The sequence below is a fragment of the Aureibacillus halotolerans genome, assembly GCF_004363045.1.
Taxonomy (GTDB): domain Bacteria; phylum Bacillota; class Bacilli; order Bacillales; family DSM-28697; genus Aureibacillus; species Aureibacillus halotolerans.
The window spans coordinates 342,020-357,027 of the sequence record NZ_SNYJ01000002.1 but is presented as its reverse complement, the minus strand read 5'-3'; the positions used below and the strand labels follow the sequence as shown (position 1 = coordinate 357,027).

The window sequence follows — 15,008 nt, the reverse complement described above, 5'->3', positions numbered from 1 at the left end:
TTCGACAATTTTCACAAATTGGGTCTGGTTAAATATTCCCTAACAGCCGGCTGGTTAAACCACTGAATGCCAAATCGCACATTGACCGGCTGCAGAGACTTATTCATCTTGCCCTTCAGCTTGTTGCATCATAGAAAAGAACATGGATGCAAAGCCCAGCTGCTGTTCAACACGCTTCACTTTATGTGGAAGTGTTCGTTGATAAAATTCATCTGCTGATTGCTTAAATTGCTTCCATTGCTCAGGATGCCTGGAAAGTGTACTGTACCAAGTAGGATTGCGGTGAAGGTAAAAGGCTAAATCAGGGTTCGCTTCCAACCAGCTTGTGATCTCAGGACGCATCAATCAATCCCTGCCAAAACGTCGCGCTTCAAATGGTTCTTCTCCTCCAACTTTAACGGGCAACCGTGACGTTTCTTTATTCGATTGAAACTGCTTAATGACGTTTTGCAGTGTGTCGATCGCAGAGCTCACAGAAGTGATTTGCTTTTGCACTTCATCTGGATCTAAATTTTTCAGAAATGAGAGCGCTTGTTGCATCATGTCCGAATAATCTGTTTTTGATGCTGATTTTTTTGTTGTTCGATAAGATGCCCACAACTCATCGTCTTCCCCTAACAAATACCAATTTTCAAAAATTTGCTGCCATGTCTGTTTTTTTCTTTTCACCTCATCGCCAAGCCCTGGGTGCGATTTAATAAAGGTTTTGAATGAATGAATGGTTTCTTCTTTTGAAGTCAATGGACTCTCCCCCTTGTTCCTATTTGCTATAGTCTATCCGCAGATGCCCGAATGTGTGCATCTTTTCCTTGCCAAAATGCTATCTGAAAACACGCTCACAACGGTCTTAATTAATCCCTTTGTCAACTTAGGCTTGACAGATTGTCCACTCCAATGGCGTTTTGTAGTATAAAGATTTTCTTAACATGTGGTTTCTTTTGGACGCAACTAGCGATCATCAAAAAAAAGCACCCTTCGTTTGGTTAGTGAGATTGTCGAAAATCACTAACTAAAAAGGCGCTCCACTTATTGATTGCGTAAATTTAACCACACTAAGCAACTTTTAAATAATAGGAAATCTTCATTTCATAAAGCTGTTCTTCTATGATGTTAGTGGTTGCTTTAAAACAAGCTGCCATACGCTTGCTTTCGGGAACAGCGCGAGCTGAAGATCCCGCAGGAAAGCAAGACTCCGAGGAAGTTGAAGCCGTGCCCGCGGAAAGCGAAGTATTTTGACGAAGCGACCGTAATTTCTTTGCACCCTAAAGAGCAACATCGATTCGAAGACCTCATCGTGTTTCCAAACTATTCTATAAAGAAAACCGCTCTCTTGATCTCATATCAAGTGAACGGTTTCTGCATCTTTTGTATCAATGATGAATGGTGACTGGTTGTTTGCGCTGGAATGATTCGTAGGCAGCTAAAGCAACTTGCATTGCCTTTAATCCATCTGTTCCAGTAATGCTTGGTTGTCGATTTGCAGCTACGCTATCAAGAAAATCCTTCATTAAACCTATGTCGTGATTATCTGCACAACTGAGTTGAGAAACAGCGTTTTCAACATCGCTGTAGAGCATAATATGTTGTTTCATGGCGTCGAGTCGAGTCATTCCATCCGAGCCAATCACATCCATTGTGACGTCACCCCACGTTGGAAATGTACGATTTCTTGACCAGCTAGGATCAAGTGTTGCAATCGTTCCATTTTGAAAAGAAAAGCTTAAAAGTCCACAATCATCTGCCGTTGTCGTACCGAATTGTTGACCGACTTCGGCATACACCTCCTGAACCTCCGATTGGAGCATCCAACGCATTAAATCGACGACATGCACTGTGTGATCCAATACCGCACCGCCACCAGAAAGCGACGGGTCAATGAACCATCCCCCTGGATTCGTTCCTCTGTTTGTTCCATGAATCGCCCTGATTTGACCTAAATCTCCTCGGTCGATTAATGCCTTGAGTTGTTGAACAGGAGGATTGAAGCGCACAGGGAATGCTGTCTGTAAAATGACACCTGCATTTTCACACGCCGTAATCATCTCTTCAGCATCCTTTACTGACGTTGCAAGCGGTTTTTCGCAAAGAACGTGAACCCCCTTTGCTGCTGCAGCGAGAACATCGGCTTTATGGTGAGCGTTTTCACTACAAATCACAACGGCATCTACTTTTGAAAGTAAATCATCAACAGACGACTCATATAAAGTGTTGTACGTACGAGCAGTTTCCTCTCCTCTTGATTTGTCAGGATCAGAAATGCCGATCAACTCAGCGTTAGCAAATGCCGTCACCGCTTGAGCATAACTGTGTGCGTGCATGTGAGCAAAACTAATCATTCCTACTCGAATCATTCGTTGTGTCCTCCTATCTCAATGACTTCGTTCGTCTCAGCAGACTTCCGCGCAGCAAGTGCGATACGCAATGCGTAGATCGCTTCATCTGTTGGGACGATAGGCTGCGCATCCCCTCTTAAGCAGTCAAGAAAATGGCGCAATTCAATCGCATACGGGCTCTCATTTGTAGGACTCGAAGGCACTTGTACGCGTGGCTGGCCTTCTTTACTCAACGTTTCTTTAAACATTGTCTGCAATGGCTTTGTTTGTTCACTTGAAAACTCAAGAATGCCGCTCGTCCCAGCAATATCGAATTCAGTTAAGAAGCCCGACGGATATGCCCAAGACCCTTCGATTTGCGCAATGGCTCCGGATGTAAAACGAAGTGAAATACTTCCATGTACGTATGCGCCATCAGGGGTATTCTTGAACCCTTTCGCATAGACCCTTTCCACATCCCCGTATAGCCAACACATAAAATCAATGTCATGAATGCAGACATCCAAAAATACGGAGCCACTACGTGCATCATTTCCGTACCAGTCGTCGTGGCCATTTGGATAGGACCCGCAACGTTTTAGTCTTGAAGTTCCTGGATTGCCAATTCGTTCACGAACGACACTTGCCTTTGCAGCAGCATACTCTGGAAAAAAGCGAACCACTTGACCAATATAGAGGGATACACCTTCTTCATCGCACACGTTCTTCATTTCTATCGCATCTTCTAACGTCCGGGCAATTGGCTTTTCGCATATAATATGTTTTTTTGCCCTAGCCGCTTGAAGAACATATTTTTTGTGCACATCTGTTGGGACACAAACATCAACAACGTCTGGCTGTGCAGCTAAAAGCTCTTCGAAAGAATGAAAAAACGCATGACCATTCGCTTCAGCAACAGTTCTTTTAAGTGGGTCTGTATCGAACACACCAATAACGGATACTTCATCCATTTGTGAATAGGCTTGGGCATGGACGTTTCCCATTGTCCCAGCCCCTACAATTGCAATTTTCAATGGTAAATAACCTCCTTTTCATGTCATTTCGACAAATAATGCGTTTTCCCTTTTGAAAATAAGATTTTAATGATATATCTAATTATTCTGCCGCTGAGGCATCAGCCCATGTTTGTACAAAATTTTGAGTGTAGTAGCGGAAATAAACCCCTACGCCTAATCTTGTAAAATTATCATGAAGCAGCGCTTCCCGATGACCAGGGCTGTTCAGCCAGCCTTCCACCGCAGCAGGGCCATCAATGTATTGGGACGCGATGTTTTCCCCTGCAAGCTTGTATGGAACATCTCCTGTAGCCAAGCGATCGCCTAAATCGCCAGCGGTCGGAGACTCGTGGGAAAAATAATTGTCTGTTTTCATATCGATGCTATGCTTTTTTGCCACCTTTGCCGTCTCTTCATTCCATTTGAAGGGCAGCTTGTCATATCTTTTTCGTAGAACGTTGGTCATTTCAAAGATTTGCGTTGCATTGGCCGTATCTATCTGACGTTGCTCTTCTTGAGCGATTTCTTCTTCTTGAGGCAGCTCCCCTCGGTACGTCATGGCATATGGTCTCTGTCTTAATGCAATCTCACCTGTCATTACACGCAAGCTTGACAGTTGGTCTGTTTCTGTATCGAAATACAGCTGAAGAAAATGATCGTTATAAGACACAATTGGTTTTGCACTCATGTCTTCTTCTGACAAAGTAAATTGAAAATGGCCATATTCATTCGTTAAAGAGAGTGTATCATTCATCTTTGATAGCGCCTCAATGTTGTCTCTTTTTGCTCCTAAATGAAAAGGGGCGGTTGGAAAATTTCGTCCTGAAACAAACAACGTGACAACTTCTTTCTCTTCGACACCTACAAGGAGATAGGAGACATCATCTTCATAGACCCACCACTCATATTGATACGCACTAGGGTCGATTCGTTTTGGTGTTCCCAATCGACGTTCGACCTCATCAGCTGCCATTCCTATAAACGTAAACAGCCCTGCTGATTTTTGAGATTTATCCAGTGAGTGGCGCGGCGTCACTTTGTCAGCGAGCTTTACATTGTATTCATTAGGTGGGACGGCGATAAAATAAACAATGATGCCAAGCAATACACAAAGCAATAAACGAACAAATAGACCTGGTTTCATTGGACCTCCTAAAAATCAGCTTTCTATTAAACTATGCATTCATTGTAAATTCATGCCATCATTGATATCAATTAGAAGCGAAAACAACATGCTAGATTTTCCAAGGGATGATTGCATCTTTTGTCTAAACATACTATGATAGGAAAGAATACGCTTACGGATGCGAGGAGTGATGAAACAAGTGAAATTTAGTGAATTTGAATTCGAAGGCAAGCAAGTGCCACTCCCTATTTTGGATGGCATAATGGATGAGATCGGCTTTACTCGAGCAGGACAGTGGGACTATGAACGAGTAACATATGATTTTAAATTTGAAGATATGACCGCAGGAAATGTCTACTATTTGCGACTTCAGGGCTTTGCAACTGAAGGTGATGTAGATAAAGGCAATGCCATTATTCAGCTCTTGCCTGCTGCATACTTAGGACGCCATTATTACCCACACGGTGTCGAATACGATAATGAAGATTTTCCAGCAGGAATTGTAAGTCATTGCAAGGATAAACTACACCAGGTTTTAGATGCCGTCACAGCTTCCATTCAATAACGGACTGTGCCTCAAAGAACACCGATCAGATGCTTTATTATGATCGGTGTTTTTTGTGTCTGTCATCATCATCTAGATGAGATTGGCAAGCATCCCTTTGGTGCGCGCTACACTACATAATCCCCAAACGCTAAGTCTTTGGAAGAGAGATTAAGCGTGAATATCTTTAAAAGAAGTCCAAGAAAAAGGAAGTTGACGTTGGCAGACGCTCTGCTAAAGTCGCCACATCAGTTGCCGCCCCACTAATCCACCCTTCTCTATATAAAACCTCCGGACTTACACTGGCAAGACATAATGCTGCCAATGTTTGTACATCAAACTGCAGCTGCCCTTGTGCGTTAGATCGAGATACGTTTCCATCCTTTGAAAGCACATACGTGCCTGTGTTCCACGGAGCAACCTCATCGGTGATTTCAATAGAGATTTCAGCTTCGTTTTGCTTGAAAGGAAAGGCTTGCAAAAATGGGAAGACATCGACAATTCTGCCCATAAAGTATGGCTTCAATGTTTGCGTAATGCCTTGCTGACGAAATGCATACGGCGTTTGATCATCTTCAGGCAACAGAAGCGTTACAGAGTCTGCCATAGAATCATGTTGTTTAAATACATTCCATAACGTTTTTTTTGCCTCTTCATCAAGCGCTACAAATTCTGACACGTCAAGGTGACGTTCCTGCATGGAATAAATCATGTACCCTTTGCATACCCCATCCGTTGTAAACGCCCCATACACATGTAACTTTTTATCGGCAGTAAATATTCTTTCCCACCATGCCTTTTCCCTATTGAGCATGCTGTTGTATCGTTTGGCATAGGCCGTATACACGTGCTGCAGCTCTTCTGAAAAGCGGGACTCCATTCGCTTCAGGAGATAGTTTGTCACAAAAACAGATGTGGGAAGGTTGTCCTTGTTTATTTCATAATGCTTCCTTGTGACAAGTGATTCCCAACCAAACCTCCGATAAAACGGAAACGAGAACGGGGCGAGGAATGACACTACATTGCCTTCTTGCTTCATGAGTGTTAACACGTGAGTAATCAAGTGAGATACATAACGGTTTCGACGGTATTCTGGCCACGTAGCCACATTGCCAATTCCACCCATATTCACTAGCTCACCATCGAGAAAAACACTCAAAGGATGAATACGGGCAACCGATGCCAGGTGGCCTTGATCAAAATAGCCCCAGAACTCATGCGCCTTTGTTTCTTTGATTCGTTTATGTTTTTCTTCTTCACCTAGTGGACGTTGAAATGCATATTGTGATAATTCGACAAGCGCCGGTGCGTCTTCGATTGTAAGTTGGTGGATTCCTTGTTTCATTTACATTAGCTCCCATTGTTTAAAGTCTTTTTGTTGTAAAGTTAAGCGTAAGCCAGCTTTCATCAGCAATCGTTCAGACGCGAGATTGCCTTCGGCTGTTTCAGCGATGATGCGTACGTTTTTTTGTGTCGAAATGTATGAGCAAACTTCATTCACTGCTTCATAACCGTACCCTTGTCGACGATGAGTTTCTTCTATTCGATAGGACAATTCTATTACACCATGCTGATCCTTCTTTGGAATAAGGACGATTTCGCCTATGATTTCTGCAGAATCCGCCTTAATTAACACCCAGAAATACGTATCCTTTTTCCCTTTTTCTAACGCTTCTAGATAAAATGGCAAAAACATTTTCAGCTGAACCGGTGGCCATTGAGGTGGAATCAGAACGGGTGAACGAACACGAAGCTCCTTCAAATAGAGAATAATACTCTTGGCAAAATGAACCGAGCACGGCAACAAAATCAATCGTTCTGTATATAGTTTTCGACTCATTTTAATGACCTCCTGCCTAAAAGTTCTCAATGGCCCATACACTGTTGTGCTTTAATAAAATCACACATAAGAAAAAGCCTTGCATTAGTGTATGCAAGTGCTCATGTATTAGCAATTAAAGGATAGCGTCAAATAGGTTTGTTATTGAACCGTCTGGAAACAAAATGTACAACATTAAGTAAACGATCGTTCCCGTCACTGCTGTACAAAACCATATCACACTTGTGATCGGGCCAATTCGTTTATGTTTTTTATAACGTTCTTTATAGCCTAATGACAATGTGACAAGCCCAAAAACGCCACCTGTTGTTGCAAGCAGTATATGTCCGATTAAAAAGGCCGTGTAATAAGGAACCAAAAAGTCAGGTCCACCAAATTTCGTATTTCCAAGAAATATTGATCGTGACACATAGATGATAAAAAACACAATAGCAAATAGTGCAGCGGTTTTCATGACGTTAATGTGCGCATCATATTTTTTCTTTTTTACTAAATACCAACCGATTGCAACAAGTGTTGCACTAATCACGATAAGAGCGGTTGTAATTGTTGGGATAATAAAATGCAAATCTAATGGTGCCATTCGCCCCTCCTGCTTTCTCTATCTAACCTTGTTATTTCGTAGGCTGCGGATCTTCTGTTAAGCGGTATTCTTCTGGAAGCTCATCAACTTTGCGATTTTCACGATTAAACCAAGCAAAAAAGACGCGAAACAACACAATGCCATAGACGATCTCTTGCATGATCTTCATCAGCACACCACCGAGCTGTTGATCCTCTTGTACAGGAAGCCATTGAAACATTTCAGGGCTGCCTATATTCGCACTGGCTAAAACGTCAGCTGGTACGCATAATGCTAGAGCTTGTGCCCACGCATCAGGATCTGTATATGTGCTATATAGCGGAACATCTGCAAAAATAAGCAATGCACATGCGGGCGTTAGCAATACACCCCCAAGGAAAATACAACCTATTTTTTGAAGGTGGCTTAACTTCATCCACTCTTGAATTGTTGTTAGCATCGGCCACCACATCAGCAATGCCAGTATAAAAATCGTTGTCGTCATTATCCCGTGGTAAAACCAATGACTTTTGACCGTTTCAAACACAACTGGCATATGGTACATCGAAAAAACGAAATTAAACAAAATAATGGCAACAAGCGGTTTGGCTGCAAGTTTAAAAATGAAATGAATAGGAGGAATGCGAAGGATCCCACGCCAAAGCCAATTCGGTATTCCCTTAATCACTAAAGGCGGAATAACGAGGTAAAGAAGGGCCATTTGCACCATATGTGCAGAAAAAGAAAGATGACTTAGCAAGTCTATTGGACTGCCTTTAACAGCGTAAAGCAGGACCATGCTTGCCACAAAATAACTCTGTTCTTTGGTCGTCGGCGGAGCAGCATCCTTGAAATTGTCACGTAGTGGTCCTGTAAAGACAAAATAAGCAATAAGCAAGCTCAGGACAAACATGAAATAGTAAGGGCTCCAGAGAGCGACAAAGCCAAAAATATCAATGGACACGGTGATCCCTCCAAGCGAATTTCGAATCCTCCATAAAAGTCAGAAAGGGACCGCTTGCACGAAGCAGTCCCCTTCTAATTAAGACCAACTGACAAGTGCCATTAATGCCACAATCGTAAGTGCAGCAACAAATACACCTGAAAACAGAAACAACATTGCCGATTGATGACCTTTATTTTTCATATGCATGAAATAATAAAGCTGATAAGCCACCTGAACTACAGCAAGCAATAAAATAAATGGCACAACAAAATCACGGCTAAATTCTTCGTAGGCAACGGCAATAAAAGATACAATCGTAAGCAAAATCATTAAGGAAAAGGTAATGACTTGATGCTTCATTTCCTCCTGCTTTTGTTTTTTACGATACGCCTTTAATGCTTCGCTTTCCTGGTGGCCAGTTGTCGTATTTGATGCCATACGTTACCCCAACTTTCCTATTAGATAGACAACCGTAAAGATAAACACCCAAACGACGTCAATAAAATGCCAGTACAAGCTTGCAACATAATATTTCGGTGCATTATAAAGCGTAAGTCCACGCTTCATATTCCGGAAAATCAAGGCGGTGATCCAACACACACCAAGAAGAACGTGAGCTCCGTGTGTTCCAACTAACGCATAAAAACTCGCGGAGTATCCATTACTTGTAAACAACAAACCTTCATGTACGTAATGCATAAATTCATACACTTCAATACCTAAAAACGTGACTCCTAAGAGGACAGTTATGCCCAGCCAAAGCTGCATTTTCATAAAGTTGTTGTTTTTCATATGGTACATGGCATAAACGCTCGTAAGCGAGCTTGTTAATAAGATCATTGTTGCTCCAAAGACGAGGGGCAACTGATACAGCTCCGATTCCGTTGTAGAATCACGCAATGCCAAAAACGTACCAAATAATGATGCAAAAAGGACAGTCTCGCCACCAAGGAAAAACCAAAAACCTAAAAACTTGTTTTTTCCTTCAAGTGTCGTTTTTTCCGGTTCGGCGGGAAAGTTCTCATCTGTCAAGCGTTCATTGACATCCATTATGCTTCCGCCCCCTTATCGTCGTCATCCTCAAGAAGATCTTCCTTATGGATATGATAGCCTAGATCATCTTTTAATGATCGAACGAGCATTGATCCAAATGTAATTGCTAAACCAAGAATACCAATTCCAAGTGTGACCATCTTGTAGGTGGCACCTGCTCCTTCAGCGGAAAAGAACATAAAGCCAAAGGCAGCGATGAACAAGCCTAAAGACATCATAAACGGAATGAACGAGTTGTTCGGCATGTGAATATCACCTAAAGGCTCAGCAGGTGTCATCCCTTTGCGACCATCCATCTTTTCAACCCATAATGCATCTAGTCCACGAACAAGTGGCGTTTGCTTAAAGTTGTATTCAGGTGGCGGTGATGAGATTGACCATTCAAGTGTACGTGCATCCCATGGGTCAGCACCAACTCGAACGTTTTTCACCTGTGTGACGATGACATTAATCACAAGCACTACGGTTCCTATCGTCATAAACACAGCACCTGCGGAAGAAACGATGTTTCCAAGTTCAAGCCCTTGGCCTGGAAGAAAGGTGAAATTACGACGTGGCATCCCATATAACCCCAAGAAATGTTGGATGAAAAATGTTAGATGGAAGCCAATTAGAAACGTCCAGAACGTAATCTTGCCTAGCGTTTCATTTAGCATTGTACCAAACATTTTTGGCCACCAATAATGGATTCCGGCGAAAAGACCAAACACGACGCCACCAACAATAACATAGTGAAAGTGGGCTACGACAAAATAGCTGTCATGGTACTGGTAGTCTGCTGCTGCGGAAGCAAGCATGACACCTGTCATCCCGCCAATCGTAAATGTCGGAATAAAGCCGAGTGCGTAAAGCATCGGGGTTGTCATTTTAAGCTGACCTCCCCACATCGTAAACAGCCAGTTAAAGATCTTAATCCCCGTTGGCACTGCAATGGCCATTGTTGCAACCGCGAAGATCGCATTTGCCACTGGACCAAGTCCGACCGTAAACATATGGTGAGCCCATACCATGAAGCCTAAAAAGCCAATCAGTACAGTTGCGAATACCATTGCCGAGTACCCAAACAATCGTTTCCGAGCAAACGTTGCGAATACCTCGGAAAAGACACCGAATGCAGGTAAGATAAGGATATACACTTCAGGATGCCCAAAGATCCAAAATAAATGCTCCCAGATAATCGGATTTCCTCCATTAAAGGCATCAAAGATCGAAGCCCCAAATATTCGATCAAACATCATAAACAAAAGGGCAACAGTTAATGCTGGAAAGGCAAATAGAATAAGTGCCGATGTGACGAATGCGGACCATGTAAACAATGGCATACGCATATACGTCATTCCAGGTGCACGCATGTTAACGATAGTAACGAGAAAATTAATCCCCCCAACCAACGTCCCTGCACCAGAGATTTGCAAGCCTAGCACATAGAAGTCAACACCGAAACCTTCTGAAAGCGTAGATAATGGTGCATACGCTGTCCAGCCTGCATCAGGCACTTGACCAATAAACCAACCAACGTTTAAAAAGACGCCCCCAAAGAAAAAGAGCCAAAAGCCTAAAGAATTTAAAAACGGGAAGGCAACGTCCCTTGCACCGATTTGCAAAGGAACAACGGCATTCATTAATGCGAAAATCATCGGCATAGCAGCCAAAAAGATCATCGTCGTTCCGTGCATTGTCATAACTTCATTGTACAATTGCGCATCTAAAAATGTATTCTCAGGTATGAGCAATTGAATTCGAATTAATACAGCCTCAAGTCCCCCCACTAAGAAGAAGAAACCTCCAGCTACGAGATACAGTATGGCTATTTTTTTATGGTCAACTGTTGTAAGGTAATCCCACAACACAGCGCCAAAGCCCTTTTTTTGAGCAATAGTACTCACAAATCCTACCTCCCCTGTAGCAAATTATTCATCACTTACTTTTAATCCGAGCAAATACTCTGCTAGCGCATCAAGATCCTCATCGGAAATTTGATCCTCGCTAAATTGAGGCATATTGTTGCCCGGCTTAATTTCTTGTGGATTACGAATCCATTCTTTTAAATTCTCACTGTTATGTTCAAGAATTCCTGCAATTTTCTCACGGTCGCCAAAGCTGGTTAGATTTGGACCAACTCCACCAACTGCTCCAGCTTCAACTGCATGGCAACTTGCACAACTTTGCGCAAAAATTTCTTCGCCCGCAGCAGCAATCTCAGTGGAAGGCTCTCCAGGTCCTTCTTTCATGTTGGCAAGCCATGCGTCAAACTCTTCAGGAGAGACTGCGATGACACGGAAATCCATGAGCGCATGGGAAGGCCCACAAAATTCTGCACATTTCCCCCAGTAAACGCCTTCATCATCAGTCTCCAAATAAATCGTATTTACGTTGCTGTCTCCAGGGTTATTATCCATTTTTCCTTGAATAGCCGGAACCCAAAATGAGTGAATAACATCTGCAGAAGAAAGATTGACAAAAACTTTTTCGCCTGTTGGTATGTATAAATCTTGAGACGTTGTCACTTCTTGCCCTTGATATTCAAAATTCCACCAGAAAGCGTTTGCCGTAACATCCACAACGTAATTGTCGCTATCTTCAGCTTCCATCTCTGAAGTATCGGCAAGTTGGAACGTGTAATTGACTGTTGGTACGGCTAAAATCAACAGCAATAGGATTGGAATAACCGTCCAGAGAATCTCCAGGTTACGGTTTCCTTCCACCTGTTCTGGGATAATATCTTGATCCCCTTTTTTCTTACGGTAACGAACAAGCACATACGTATAAATGGCAATAACGACTAAGAAGACAGCGATCATTATTACGATGCTGATCACCATTAAGTCATAAAGCATGCTTGCCCCTTCGCCCTTAGGCTGAAGCGCAGATAAATTTTCCCGTCCACAGCCAGCGAGCATTACTGCACACAAGCCAAAAAGGGAATACATTATACGTCGGCGCCAGTTGTTTTCAGCACTTTTCATGCGTTTAGTCCCCCACTTTCCTCATTGTTGTATATTCATACGTGTTGTTGCTTAAGGCAACAACACGTGTGGAAGCGTAACTACTACCATTAAAACGACCATAATTGTTAGATAGTTTAATGAATAGACGAACACACCGGTTGCCCATTTCATTTTATCTTTCCATCTCATTCCGTAAATCGTGAGAAAAATCCAGCCCACGTTTAGCAGTGTCGCTACGATGAGAAAAATCGTCCCAAGTGATGCAAGATAGAAAGGCAAAGGCAACAAACAAACCATATAAATCAAAATTTGCCGCTTTGTCATTGCAAAACCGTAAACAACTGGGAGCATCGGTATACCAGCCTTGCGATAGTCTTCTGTTTTCTTAATGGCGAGTGACAAAAAATGTGGTGTCTGCCACAAAAACATGATCATAAACAATATCCATGCAGCTGGATGAGAAAGTGTTGGGTCAATAGCTGCCCACCCAATTAATGGCGGAACGGCTCCTGGGACACTTCCTACAACTGTGTTTAATGTATAGCGACGTTTTGACCACATTGTGTACAAGACGACATAAAAAAACCAACCAACTAGGCCAATGACACCAGCTGTTGCATTCACGGAAAACAACATTGCAAGACCTAAAAAGGTGAACGCAACTCCTGCAGCGATGACGAAACTATTGCTAAACCTCCCAGTAACAGTTGGTCTGCTTTGTGTACGTTCCATAATGGCATCAATATCTCGATCATAATAGTTGTTTATTGTACAAGCACCAGCCATAAGGAGTGCTGAACCGAGCAATACCAAAACGCCAGGTATCCAATTGGACGTAATTGAACTATCTGTATAATACAATGCCAACCATATACCAGCAAAGGTGGTCATCACATTGGAATTAATAATACCAATTTTAACAAGTGAAAAAAGCTCTGCAACAAAGCTTTTATTTATTGGTTGAGTCTCAGCATTCTCGACTGTGGAACCTGTTTCTTCTACAATATGAGACGACTGTTTTATGCTCATCGTCATCCTCCCTCTCCTTAGAACAAAGGTTATGACCCTGTCCAAATTACATTGTACCATGTTTGTGGATAAAAAGCAGACGACCTCGTGTTTAAATGGAAAAAGACAGTTGTCGTACCCAATTAAAACACAAACCATGGTTTTTAGGAGGACTGTCGCAAAAATATGTATGACAGTTTTGTGTCCCTACCTTTTCCAATCATTCCTAGTGCGCGACTAGGAAAAATATGTGTGCATTAACATCATAATCCCCTCATCTATTTCTAGCAAAATGCAGGACAAGTTTCAAGCTATTTATGAAATCCTTCATAGAAATTTCGGTATTGGGGAGTTTCTTTGTCATCGGCAGTCGTTTCCTTTTGATCTTTGGCTGATGACACTATATGATACAGAGGAAGCGTCTTTACAACATAAGAAGGTGATGAATTGCAACAACTAATGAGAGCATTAGGCGTCTTTTCTGTTTTCTGTATGCTGCTCGTTCTATTAGGCGGTGCGCTCGTAACAAAAACAGACTCAGGTGCTGGCTGTGGAACGACTTGGCCTTTGTGCCACGGAGAGTTTCTTCCACAGGATTTATCTAAAGATACATTAATTGAGTGGAGTCATCGCTCGATTTCAGCGTATACGGGTATTATCGTAGGTATCTTTTCCGTTTGGGCATTCGTTCGCTTTCGCTCTAAGGAAGCACGCCTCTTATCCATTTTATCCGTTTTTTTTCTCGTTCTACAAGCACTCATTGGAGCTGGAGCCGTCGTTTGGGGGCAGTCTGATTTTATTTTGGCTCTCCATTTTGGAATCTCCCTTGTCTCGTTTTCTTCAACGCTACTCTTAACCTTATTCGTCTTTGAAAATACTTCAACAAAGCCACGGCGACTCGTAAGCATTCCTCATGGGATGAGAAAAGAGCTCGTATGGCTTATGGTGTATTTGTATGCCGTCGTTTATTCAGGCGCATTTGTCCGTCATATTGGTGCAAGCATCGTTTGTCAAGGCTATCCTTTCTGTTCAAATGAGGGAGGCATACTTCCGACAAATATGTACGAATGGGTTCATATGGGACATCGTGCCGCCGCAGGCCTGTTTTTTCTCTGGTTGCTCTTCTTCCTCATTCGAACTTGGCGTAAATCAGATGTCTCAAAATCGGTGAAATGGATTCTGACCCTCGCATTCATGTTCGTCAGTCTACAAGTGATCTCTGGAGCACTCATCATTATTACATTGCTTTCCTTGTCCATTTCTTTGTTACACGCATTGTTCATTTCTTGCTTGTTCGGCACATTAAGCTATTTGCTCTTGCTCTCATACCGAAGTTATCGAGTTGAAAAGGCAGAAAGAAAAGCAGCGTAGGGGGGCATCCTCTACGCTGCTTTTACTTTTTCAGGCGGATGAAAACGCTCGCCAGGCTGTTGAGAAACGCTCGCTTTCTTTGTTGCTTTGGCATGTTCAGTGCTCATTGCCTTATGGCAACTCCGCGCTTCTCTAGCCTTCGCGCCTCGAAAGACAAGCGTTTTCAACTAGCCTGATTCCTCATTGTGAGAAACGCTCGCTTTCTTTGTTGCTTTGGCATGTTCAGTGCTCATTGCCTTATGGCAACTCCGCGCTTCTCTAGCCTTCGCGCCTCGAAAGACA

General features: G+C 42.7%; 16 protein-coding genes. 2 read left to right on the top strand and 14 right to left on the bottom strand.

The annotated features are described in order from the left end of the window. Positions 1 to 99 precede the first annotated feature (99 nt). From EV213_RS03875 to EV213_RS03855, 5 genes are all read right to left on the bottom strand, one after another. Positions 100 to 342 carry a YlbE-like family protein gene (locus EV213_RS03875; protein ID WP_133579174.1) on the bottom strand — a complete coding sequence of 81 codons (243 nt, stop codon included), beginning with the start codon at positions 340 to 342 and terminating at the stop codon, positions 100 to 102. A gap of 3 nt (positions 343 to 345) precedes the next feature. Beyond that, positions 346 to 741 (bottom strand): spore coat protein YlbD, encoded by a 396-nt coding sequence (gene ylbD, locus EV213_RS03870; RefSeq protein ID WP_166639148.1) that lies wholly within the window; start codon positions 739 to 741, stop codon positions 346 to 348. A gap of 629 nt (positions 742 to 1,370) precedes the next feature. Beyond that, positions 1,371 to 2,348: a Gfo/Idh/MocA family protein gene (locus tag EV213_RS03865; RefSeq protein WP_133579294.1), complete on the bottom strand. Its 978-nt coding sequence runs from the start codon at positions 2,346 to 2,348 to the stop codon at positions 1,371 to 1,373. Then, the gene (locus EV213_RS03860; protein WP_133579172.1) at positions 2,348 to 3,346 is read right to left on the bottom strand and encodes a Gfo/Idh/MocA family protein; all 999 of its coding nucleotides are present in this window, start codon (positions 3,344 to 3,346) and stop codon (positions 2,348 to 2,350) included. The genes EV213_RS03865 and EV213_RS03860 overlap by 1 nt, the downstream gene beginning before the upstream one ends. An 82-nt stretch (positions 3,347 to 3,428) precedes the next feature. After that, complete coding sequence (locus EV213_RS03855) at positions 3,429 to 4,472, bottom strand: CAP domain-containing protein (protein ID WP_133579171.1); 1,044 nt, start codon at positions 4,470 to 4,472, stop codon at positions 3,429 to 3,431. A gap of 181 nt (positions 4,473 to 4,653) precedes the next feature. Here EV213_RS03855 and EV213_RS03850 point away from each other — a divergent pair, with 181 nt between their 5' ends. Further along, positions 4,654 to 5,019, top strand: a complete 366-nt coding sequence (locus EV213_RS03850; protein WP_424923023.1) for a YugN family protein — start codon at positions 4,654 to 4,656, stop codon at positions 5,017 to 5,019. Between the two features lie 166 nt (positions 5,020 to 5,185). Here the strand turns inward: EV213_RS03850 and EV213_RS03845 are convergent, their stop codons facing one another. From EV213_RS03845 to cyoE, 9 genes are all read right to left on the bottom strand, one after another. Next, positions 5,186 to 6,343, bottom strand: a complete 1,158-nt coding sequence (locus tag EV213_RS03845; RefSeq protein ID WP_133579169.1) for a GNAT family N-acetyltransferase — start codon at positions 6,341 to 6,343, stop codon at positions 5,186 to 5,188. Next, on the bottom strand, positions 6,344 to 6,838 hold the full coding sequence (locus EV213_RS03840) for a GNAT family N-acetyltransferase (RefSeq protein WP_133579168.1): 495 nt from the start codon (positions 6,836 to 6,838) through the stop codon (positions 6,344 to 6,346). Between the two features lie 115 nt (positions 6,839 to 6,953). Further along, on the bottom strand, positions 6,954 to 7,421 hold the full coding sequence (locus EV213_RS03835; protein WP_133579167.1) for a DUF420 domain-containing protein: 468 nt from the start codon (positions 7,419 to 7,421) through the stop codon (positions 6,954 to 6,956). Between the two features lie 31 nt (positions 7,422 to 7,452). Next, positions 7,453 to 8,364 carry a cytochrome c oxidase assembly factor CtaG gene (gene ctaG / locus EV213_RS03830; protein WP_133579166.1) on the bottom strand — a complete coding sequence of 304 codons (912 nt, stop codon included), beginning with the start codon at positions 8,362 to 8,364 and terminating at the stop codon, positions 7,453 to 7,455. A 78-nt stretch (positions 8,365 to 8,442) separates the two neighbouring features. Then, on the bottom strand, positions 8,443 to 8,784 hold the full coding sequence (gene ctaF, locus EV213_RS03825) for a cytochrome c oxidase subunit IVB (RefSeq protein WP_133579165.1): 342 nt from the start codon (positions 8,782 to 8,784) through the stop codon (positions 8,443 to 8,445). A gap of 3 nt (positions 8,785 to 8,787) precedes the next feature. After that, positions 8,788 to 9,396, bottom strand: a complete 609-nt coding sequence (locus EV213_RS03820; protein WP_133579164.1) for a cytochrome (ubi)quinol oxidase subunit III — start codon at positions 9,394 to 9,396, stop codon at positions 8,788 to 8,790. Then, positions 9,396 to 11,285, bottom strand: coding sequence for a cytochrome c oxidase subunit I (gene ctaD, locus EV213_RS03815; RefSeq protein ID WP_133579163.1), 1,890 nt, complete (start codon positions 11,283 to 11,285; stop codon positions 9,396 to 9,398). The genes EV213_RS03820 and ctaD overlap by 1 nt, the downstream gene beginning before the upstream one ends. A gap of 24 nt (positions 11,286 to 11,309) precedes the next feature. Continuing rightward, positions 11,310 to 12,365 carry a cytochrome c oxidase subunit II gene (gene coxB, locus EV213_RS03810; protein WP_133579162.1) on the bottom strand — a complete coding sequence of 352 codons (1,056 nt, stop codon included), beginning with the start codon at positions 12,363 to 12,365 and terminating at the stop codon, positions 11,310 to 11,312. Between the two features lie 51 nt (positions 12,366 to 12,416). Next, complete coding sequence (gene cyoE / locus EV213_RS03805; RefSeq protein ID WP_133579161.1) at positions 12,417 to 13,376, bottom strand: heme o synthase; 960 nt, start codon at positions 13,374 to 13,376, stop codon at positions 12,417 to 12,419. Positions 13,377 to 13,802: 426 nt separating this feature from the next. Here cyoE and EV213_RS03800 point away from each other — a divergent pair, with 426 nt between their 5' ends. Then, entirely contained in the window at positions 13,803 to 14,726 is a 924-nt protein-coding gene (locus tag EV213_RS03800; RefSeq protein WP_133579160.1) for a COX15/CtaA family protein, read from the top strand. The last annotated feature ends 282 nt before the right edge of the window (positions 14,727 to 15,008 follow it).

Coding starts and splice junctions, on each gene's coding strand:
- ctaF (WP_133579165.1), bottom strand. CDS start 8,784: ATGGCATCAAATACGACAACTGGCCACCAGGAAAGCGAAGCATTAAAG.
- EV213_RS03820 (WP_133579164.1), bottom strand. CDS start 9,396: ATGGATGTCAATGAACGCTTGACAGATGAGAACTTTCCCGCCGAACCG.
- cyoE (WP_133579161.1), bottom strand. CDS start 13,376: ATGAGCATAAAACAGTCGTCTCATATTGTAGAAGAAACAGGTTCCACA.
- EV213_RS03875 (WP_133579174.1), bottom strand. CDS start 342: ATGCGTCCTGAGATCACAAGCTGGTTGGAAGCGAACCCTGATTTAGCC.
- coxB (WP_133579162.1), bottom strand. CDS start 12,365: ATGAAAAGTGCTGAAAACAACTGGCGCCGACGTATAATGTATTCCCTT.
- EV213_RS03845 (WP_133579169.1), bottom strand. CDS start 6,343: ATGAAACAAGGAATCCACCAACTTACAATCGAAGACGCACCGGCGCTT.
- EV213_RS03840 (WP_133579168.1), bottom strand. CDS start 6,838: ATGAGTCGAAAACTATATACAGAACGATTGATTTTGTTGCCGTGCTCG.
- EV213_RS03835 (WP_133579167.1), bottom strand. CDS start 7,421: ATGGCACCATTAGATTTGCATTTTATTATCCCAACAATTACAACCGCT.
- EV213_RS03855 (WP_133579171.1), bottom strand. CDS start 4,472: ATGAAACCAGGTCTATTTGTTCGTTTATTGCTTTGTGTATTGCTTGGC.